This window comes from Pseudomonas sp. (genome assembly GCF_032058845.1).
Lineage (GTDB): Bacteria > Pseudomonadota > Gammaproteobacteria > Pseudomonadales > Pseudomonadaceae > Aquipseudomonas.
This window is the reverse complement of record NZ_DAMCCR010000160.1, coordinates 1-7,236: the sequence shown is the minus strand read 5'-3', so window position 1 is coordinate 7,236 and position 7,236 is coordinate 1. Positions and strand designations below refer to the sequence as shown.

Sequence of the window (7,236 nt, the reverse complement as noted above, 5' to 3'; positions counted from 1 at the left end):
CGGCTCCAGCGCGGCGATGGCCTGCTGCACAGCCTCCAGGCGTTGCTGCGTGCTGGCGGCCAGGGCGCTGCGCTGCTCGATCTGCGCGCGGGTGCGTTGCAGCTCGGCAGGGTAGCGGCCGAGCAGGCTGTGCAATTGCCGTTTGAGGTCGACGCCAAGGTCTTGCGGGGCTTTCTCGGCCTGGCTCTGCAAACCCATCAGGGCGGCGAAGTCATCGCTGCCCGACTCGGCCGGGGCGGACACGCCGAGTAACGGCAGGGCATCGATCAATTGGGCCTGGGCGTCGATCAGCTGCAGCTCGCGCTGCACCTCGTCGGCGAGTTCGGCGCGGCCACTGCTGACCAGCTTGTCCCGGGCCAGGGACAATCGGCCCAGGTGTACGGCAGCGTCCAGCAGCGGTGTGCGGTAGCCGTCGGCCTGGACGGCGTTGCCGTCACTGGCATAACGCGCGAGTTGTTCCAGGGTGGCGCCCAGCTCGCGTTCGGCTTGCAGCAACAGCGCCTGGGGGTCGCCGGCCAGCTTGCCGGCGGCCAGCAGGTCGTTTGCGGTGAACGCCTGGAGGCTGTCCATGCTCGGGTGCAGGCTGTCGGCCAGCGGGCTGGGCCAGCTGTCGAGGCTCTGCTGCAGTTGGTCGATGGCCTGTGTGGCGGCCGCGTGGCGTACGGCATCGCCGCTGCCCAGGTACGCCTGAATGTTGGCCGCGCTGCCGTTCTGGAACTGCTGCGCCAGCGCCACGTAGCGCTCCATCATCTGGTAGGGACGCTGCAGTGCTTGCTGCGACCACCACAGGGTCGCGCCCAAGGCGATGCACACGGTTACCAGCAACAAGGTATTGAGATTGGTCAGCAGCTTGAGGCGCATGGCCACGCATTTCCGGCAGGGGATGACGGCGCTGACACTATGGCTAATTCATGACCAATTGATGACGACGGGGCGCTGGCGCCAGAAAAAAGTGGCCAGTGGCTATCTCTCCTCTGCGCCTGCGCCCAGCAGGCGCACGGCGCCGGTCAAACCATCAATCCGGCGCCTTCACCACACGGTTGCGCCCGCTGTGCTTGGCCGCATACAGCGCCTCGTCGGCAGTGGTGCCCAGGCTCAAGGCATCTCTGTCGTGTGTCAGGCTCGCCACGCCGGCGCTGAAGGTGCATTGCAGGTCGTGCGGCTGAGCAGGGTAGTTCAGCTCGGCGAAGCGTTGACGCAGGTCGTCGAGCACCTGGTGCGCCGCGTCCAGGTCGGTGTTGGGCATCACGATGGCGAACTCTTCGCCGCCGTAGCGGCCGATGAAGTCGGTACGGCGCAGGCGTTGGCGCAGGAACAGCGCCAGGCTCTTCAGTACCCGATCGCCGGTGGAGTGCCCGTGCACGTCATTGACGCGCTTGAAGTGGTCGATGTCGAGCATGGCGAAACTCAGCGGCTGCGCCTCGCGGCGCGCGCGGTGGCTGCTGTCTTCGAGCAGTTGCAGGATGTGCGTGTGGTTGTACAGCCCGGTCAGGCTGTCACGGATCATGCGCGCGTTCAGATGGCGGGCGCGGGCGGCGCGGTTGTGCACGGTGGTCAATAACTGACTGGCCCGCACCGGCTTGGTCAGGAAGTCGTCACCGCCTTCACTCATGGCCTCGAGCTGCTTGTCCAGGTCGTCTTCGGCAGACAGGTAGATGATGGGCACACTGACATAGCGATCACAGTGGCGAATGGCCCGGGCCAGCTCGGCGCCGGTGCAGCCCGGCATGTACATGTCGAGGATGATCAGGTCGGGCTGGAAGTCCGCCAGTGCGTCCATGGTCTTGAGCGGCTCGATCAACACGCGCGTGGCGATGCCCGCGCTTTTCAGCGTGCGCTCGGTGTGCAGCGCCTGGGTCCGCGAATCATCGATGATCAGCACGCGAAATGGGTCGATGTGCGCCGGGTTGCTCAGCAGCTCGATCTTTTCCAGCAGCATCGAGGCTTCCAGCTTGCCCGTCAGAAACGCCTTGGCGCCAGCGCGCACAGCGGCCAGACGGGCACTGGTGCTGGTTTCATCGCAGCCGAAGAACAACAGCGCCACCGGCTGCTGCGGATCGTCCTGCAGCGCCTGCGCCAGGTCCAGGCCACGGCCGGGCCCGGTGAAGTCGACATCCATGACCACGACCTCGGGGCGCTGCTCGCGCAGTGACGCCCGCAACGCCTCGGCGCTGGGCAAGGCCTGCGCCGCTAGGCCGAAGAACGCCAGCTGCTTGGCCAGGCGCTCGGCATGCTCGTGGTCTTGCAGCAGCAGATACAGGGGCCGGCGCGAGGGCGGCAAGGGCACGTCATCGAACTGATCGCCGCGCCGCAGGCTGGCCCGCGACAAGCGTTTAACCCACCCTTCAAGCTCGTTCAGCGCAGCGGCTGGATAGGGCGGCTGGCAGCCGTGCAGCGCCTGCAGGCGTTGTCCGATCATCTGTGCCAGGCCTGCCAGCGGCGCTTGTTCGAGACGTTCGGCCCAGCGTTGCAGGCGCAGGCTCGCCTCCAGCAGATCGTTCAGGCAAGTCTCGTCGCCGCGCCGCAGCCGCCGCCACAGCAACAGGACATCCCGGGTCTGTTGCACCACCCGCTGCGCGGACAGGTGCTTGATGCGTTCGGGGCAGGGTGGGGCTGGCTGGTTCATGGGCTCACTGCGATGGGCAGCTAAATAGTGGCCCCATGCTAGCACTGCTTGGCAGCCTACTGTTCGAGGGATTGGACTATTTGCGCATTTGTCGATCGCGACCCGCTGACCGGTTGGTCGCGTATGCGCATGGCGATGTCTGCTTTATAGTGCTGGCGCTGCGATCTGCCGTGGCACCCTGACTCTACCCTGTGGTCCAAGCCCCAGGACGCGCTTCGAAAGCGCCGGCTCATGGCCATGATGCATTTCGTCTGAGCGATCGCAACGGCGCCTCGAGCCTGGCAGCTGAACAGGATGCCGCACTGGCCAGTGCCAGGGGCGAACGCCAGCCTGGTGGGCGCGGTCTGTCGGGTGCGCTGCAAGCCCCAGGGGCGGCACACCCGCCTTGGCAACACCGATCCGATTCAAGTGAACAGCCGATTGTTCAAGATCGGCAGTATTCGCACAACGCTTCGTATTCGACGTGACTGATTAAGGACTAACGCCATGCTGGACTGGAAAAAACGCGAGGCCACCGAAGCGCCCCGCGAGCGGGCTGAAACCCGCAAAGCCACACCTCGCCGCCGCGCAGGGCCCTGGGGCAGCGTGATCGCCGCCGTCGTGGGTGTGTACCTGGTGGTGTGCATTGGTTTGAGCTGGTACTGGAGCCAGGAACCCGAGTTGTTCCCGGTACAGCAGACCGCGCAATCGGCGGCCCAGCAGTCCGGGCAGAAAATGGTGGTCGGCTACACCACGGTCGAAACCCTCAAGACCGTCGCCGGCACCCTGCTGAACAAGCCAGGCGGCTACATTGCCAACGACCGTTTCCCCCCGGGCCTGTGGATGGACAACATGCCGAGCTGGGAATACGGCGTGCTGGTCCAGGTGCGTGACCTGTCGCGCGCGTTGCGCAAGGACTTTGCCCGTTCGCAGTCGCAGTCGACCGAAGACGGCGATCTGGCCAAGGCCGAGCCGCGCTTCAACTTCGACCACAAGAGCTGGATCCTGCCCTCCAGCGAATCGGAATTCGAGGAAGGCATCAAGTCGCTGTCGCGCTATCAGGCTCGCCTGGCAGCCGGTGACAAGGGCGCGATCTTCTACACCCGTGCCGACAACCTGAACAACTGGCTGGGCGATGTCGCCACGCGTCTGGGTTCGCTGTCCCAGCGCCTGTCGGCAAGCGTGGGACGGGTCAAGCTGAACAGCAACCTGAAGACCGAAACCTTCGTCCCGGGCCAGGCGCCGCAGGTGGACGAAGAAATGGTCGAAACACCCTGGCTGCAGATCGATAACGTGTTCTACGAAGCGCGTGGCCAGGCATGGGCGCTGTCGCACCTGCTGCGCGCCATCGAAGTCGACTTCGCCGATGTCCTGGCGAAGAAGAATGCCACCGTCAGCGTTCGGCAGATCATCCGTGAGCTGGAAGCGTCGCAGGAACCGCTGTGGAGCCCGATGGTGCTCAACGGCAGCGGCTTCGGCATGTGGGCCAACCACTCGCTGGTCATGGCCAACTACATCTCTCGTGCCAACGCTGCCGTGATCGACCTGCGCCAGTTGCTGTCGCAGGGCTGATATGCCGATTGCACCTCTGGAGGCCTCGCACCGCGCGGCCTCTGACGTCGAGCTGATCGCCTGGGTGGATGCCCGGGACGAGCTGCTCGGCGCCCTGCCGCGCGCCGAAGTGCGTGAGCGCGGGCTCATTGGCCGTGGCACCTTCATCCTGCTCTTCAACAGCCAGGGCGAGCTCTGTGTGCATCGTCGCACCTTGAGCAAGGCGCTGTACCCGGGCTACTGGGACGTGGCGGCAGGCGGAATGGTCGGCGCAGGGGAAACCTACGCGCAATCGGCGGCCCGTGAGCTGGAGGAGGAGTTGGGCGTCAGTGGGGTGGACCTGCAGTTCCACGAGAAATTCTTCTTCGACCAGCCCGACAACCACCTGTGGTGCGCGGTATTTTCCGCCGTCTACGACGGGCCCCTGCGCCTGCAACCGGAAGAGGTGCTCGAAGCGCGCTTCCTCAGCCTCGCAGCGGCTGAAATCGACAGCCAGCACAAGCCCTATTGCCCTGATTCCCTGGCCGCCTTGCAACGCTACCGGCGCAGCGTCGGCCTCTGACGCGCGGCTGCCCGGTGCCAGGTCGCAAAACAGGCGCAAAATGGCGCAATCCGCTACTTGGGCCGTCAGACTTTTCTGGTTAAACTGCGCGCCCTTTACGGGTTGCCGCATCAACCGTGGCAATCAGCGCCGCCCCTGCCAGAGTGGGGCCTCGCGGTCGACCCAAGATCCGGTTCGACCAGTTTTTGTCCTCAGCCAGAGGCACAAAAGTGGCCAAGAAAACGTCCTCCCTTGCCGCCCTCGGCGGTCTCGTCTATTCCACCGATGCCGGCCGGCATTGCCCTGACTGCAGCCAGCCTGTGGATGCCTGTGTCTGCCAGCAGCAGTTGCCTGAAGGCGACGGCATTGCCCGCGTGCGCCGCGAGAGCAAAGGCCGTGGGGGCAAGACAGTCACCACCGTCAGCGGTGTGCTGCTGGCTGCCGAGCCGCTCAAGGAGCTGGCCGCCGCGCTCAAGCGCCGGTGTGGCACCGGTGGCGCGATCAAGGACGGCGTCATCGAGATTCAGGGTGATCACGTCGAGCTGCTCATCGGCGAGCTCGGCAAGCGCGGTTTCACGGCCAGAAAGTCCGGCGGCTGAGGCCTGGCCCCTGGTGCGTTGCGCACCCTTCATCACGCGATCGGGTCGCGAGCGATGCGGCCCGGTTCAGCCTTCGATCCGAGGCTTTTCAGGCAGCGCCCGGGGTTTTTAGCGTCGCGTTTCTAAACTCGCTTGTGCAACCGGGGTCTATCCCCAGCATGGACGAACCGTCATTTTCAGCTTCTACACTGCCGTGCGCTCTACCCAGGGCAGTGTTCTGACTTTCTTTATAGGGGACTTGAATGTCCGTACGACGCACACGCAAAGACGATGGCAGCCAATGGACCGTGGCCGACAGCCGCAGTGTTTATGGCATCCGCCACTGGGGCGCTGGCTACTTCGCCATCAATGAAGCCGGGCGCGTCGAAGTACGCCCCAATGGCCCCGACAGCTCGCCCATCGATCTTTTCGAACAGGTCGACGAGCTGCGTCAGAGCGGCCTGAGTCTGCCGTTGCTGGTGCGTTTCCCCGACATCCTGCAAGACCGCGTCCGCCAGCTCACCGGTGCCTTCGATGCCAACATCGCGCGCCTCGACTACCAGAGCCAGTACACCGCGCTGTACCCGATCAAGGTCAACCAGCAGGAAGCGGTGGTGGAGAACATCATCGCCACGCAGAACGTCTCCATCGGCCTGGAAGCCGGCTCCAAGCCTGAGCTGCTGGCGGTGCTGGCCCTGGCACCGAAGGGTGGCACCATCGTCTGCAATGGCTACAAGGACCGCGAGTTCATCCGTCTGGCGCTGATGGGCCAGAAGCTTGGCCACAACGTGTTCATCGTCATCGAGAAAGAGTCGGAAGTGGCGCTGGTGATCGAAGAGGCCGAGGAACTCAAGGTCAAGCCGCAGGTGGGTCTGCGCGTACGCCTGTCATCGTTGGCGTCGAGCAAGTGGGCTGACACCGGCGGCGAGAAGTCCAAGTTCGGCCTGTCGGCCGCGCAGTTGCTCTCGGTGGTGCAGCGCTTCAAGGATGCGGGCCTCGACCAGGGCATCCGCCTGCTGCATTTCCACATGGGCTCGCAGATCGCCAACCTGGCCGACTATCAGCACGGCTTCAAGGAAGCGATCCGCTATTACGGCGAGCTGCGCGCACTCGGCCTGCCGGTCGATCACATCGACGTCGGCGGTGGCCTGGGTGTCGACTACGACGGCACGCATTCGCGCAATGCCAGTTCGATCAACTACGACATCGACGATTACGCCGCCGTGGTCGTCGGCATGCTCAAGGAGTTCTGCGACGCCCAGGGCCTGCCGCACCCACACATCTTCTCCGAGAGCGGCCGCGCGCTTACCGCCCACCACGCCATGCTGGTGGTGCAGGTCACCGATGTCGAGAAGCACAACGACCAGATCCCGACCATCGATGACAAGGCCACGCTGCCCGAGACCGTGCAATGGCTGGTCGACCTGCTCGGCCCGACCGACATCGAGATGGTCACCGAAACCTACTGGCGCGCCACCCACTACATGGGCGACATCGCCGCGCAGTACGCCGACGGCAAGATCACCCTGAGCGAGAAGGCCCTGGCCGAGCAGTGCTATTTCGCTGTGTGCCGGCGCCTGCACAACTCGCTCAAGGCCCGTCAGCGTTCGCACCGCCAGGTGCTCGACGAGCTCAACGACAAGCTCGCCGACAAGTACATCTGCAACTTCTCGGTGTTCCAGAGCCTGCCCGACACCTGGGCCATCGGCCAGGTACTGCCGATTCTGCCGCTGCATCGCCTGGATGAAGAGCCGCTGCGCCGCGCGGTGCTGCAAGACCTGACCTGCGACTCGGACGGCAAGATCAATCAGTACGTCGACGAGCAGAGCATCGAGACCAGCCTGCCGGTGCATGGCATCAACCCGGGTGAAGACTACCTGCTGGGCATCTTCCTGGTCGGCGCCTACCAGGAAATTCTCGGCGACATGCACAACCTGTTCGGTGACACCGACTCGGTGAAC

Annotated in this window: 5 protein-coding genes and 1 pseudogene; 4 read left to right on the top strand and 2 right to left on the bottom strand. The window is 64.7% G+C overall.

All coding sequences use genetic code 11. The features are described from left to right. Both RT028_RS19565 and RT028_RS19560 read right to left on the bottom strand, forming a co-directional pair. A pseudogene (locus RT028_RS19565) lies at positions 1–861 on the bottom strand (methyl-accepting chemotaxis protein); the annotation flags it as partial. A 154-nt stretch (positions 862–1,015) separates the two neighbouring features. Continuing rightward, on the bottom strand, positions 1,016–2,626 hold the full coding sequence (locus RT028_RS19560) for a diguanylate cyclase (protein WP_312937029.1): 1,611 nt from the start codon (positions 2,624–2,626) through the stop codon (positions 1,016–1,018). Positions 2,627–3,112: 486 nt separating this feature from the next. Here RT028_RS19560 and RT028_RS19555 point away from each other — a divergent pair, with 486 nt between their 5' ends. The 4 genes from RT028_RS19555 to speA all read left to right on the top strand — a co-directional run. Continuing rightward, on the top strand, positions 3,113–4,177 hold the full coding sequence (locus RT028_RS19555) for a DUF2333 family protein (RefSeq protein WP_312937027.1): 1,065 nt from the start codon (positions 3,113–3,115) through the stop codon (positions 4,175–4,177). A 1-nt stretch (position 4,178) separates the two neighbouring features. Next, positions 4,179–4,718 (top strand): NUDIX hydrolase, encoded by a 540-nt coding sequence (locus RT028_RS19550; protein WP_312937025.1) that lies wholly within the window; start codon positions 4,179–4,181, stop codon positions 4,716–4,718. Between the two features lie 209 nt (positions 4,719–4,927). Continuing rightward, on the top strand, positions 4,928–5,296 hold the full coding sequence (locus RT028_RS19545) for a translation initiation factor Sui1 (protein ID WP_312937023.1): 369 nt from the start codon (positions 4,928–4,930) through the stop codon (positions 5,294–5,296). 242 nt (positions 5,297–5,538) lie between these two features. After that, positions 5,539–7,236, top strand: a 1,698-nt coding sequence (gene speA / locus RT028_RS19540; protein WP_312937021.1) for an arginine decarboxylase, incomplete at its 3' end; no start/stop codon positions are given.

What these genes read in the sequence shown, in the direction of transcription:
- RT028_RS19560 (WP_312937029.1), bottom strand. Translation starts at nt 2,626, where the DNA reads ATGAACCAGCCAGCCCCACCCTGCCCCGAACGCATCAAGCACCTGTCC.
- RT028_RS19555 (WP_312937027.1), top strand. Translation starts at nt 3,113, where the DNA reads ATGCTGGACTGGAAAAAACGCGAGGCCACCGAAGCGCCCCGCGAGCGG.
- RT028_RS19550 (WP_312937025.1), top strand. Translation starts at nt 4,179, where the DNA reads ATGCCGATTGCACCTCTGGAGGCCTCGCACCGCGCGGCCTCTGACGTC.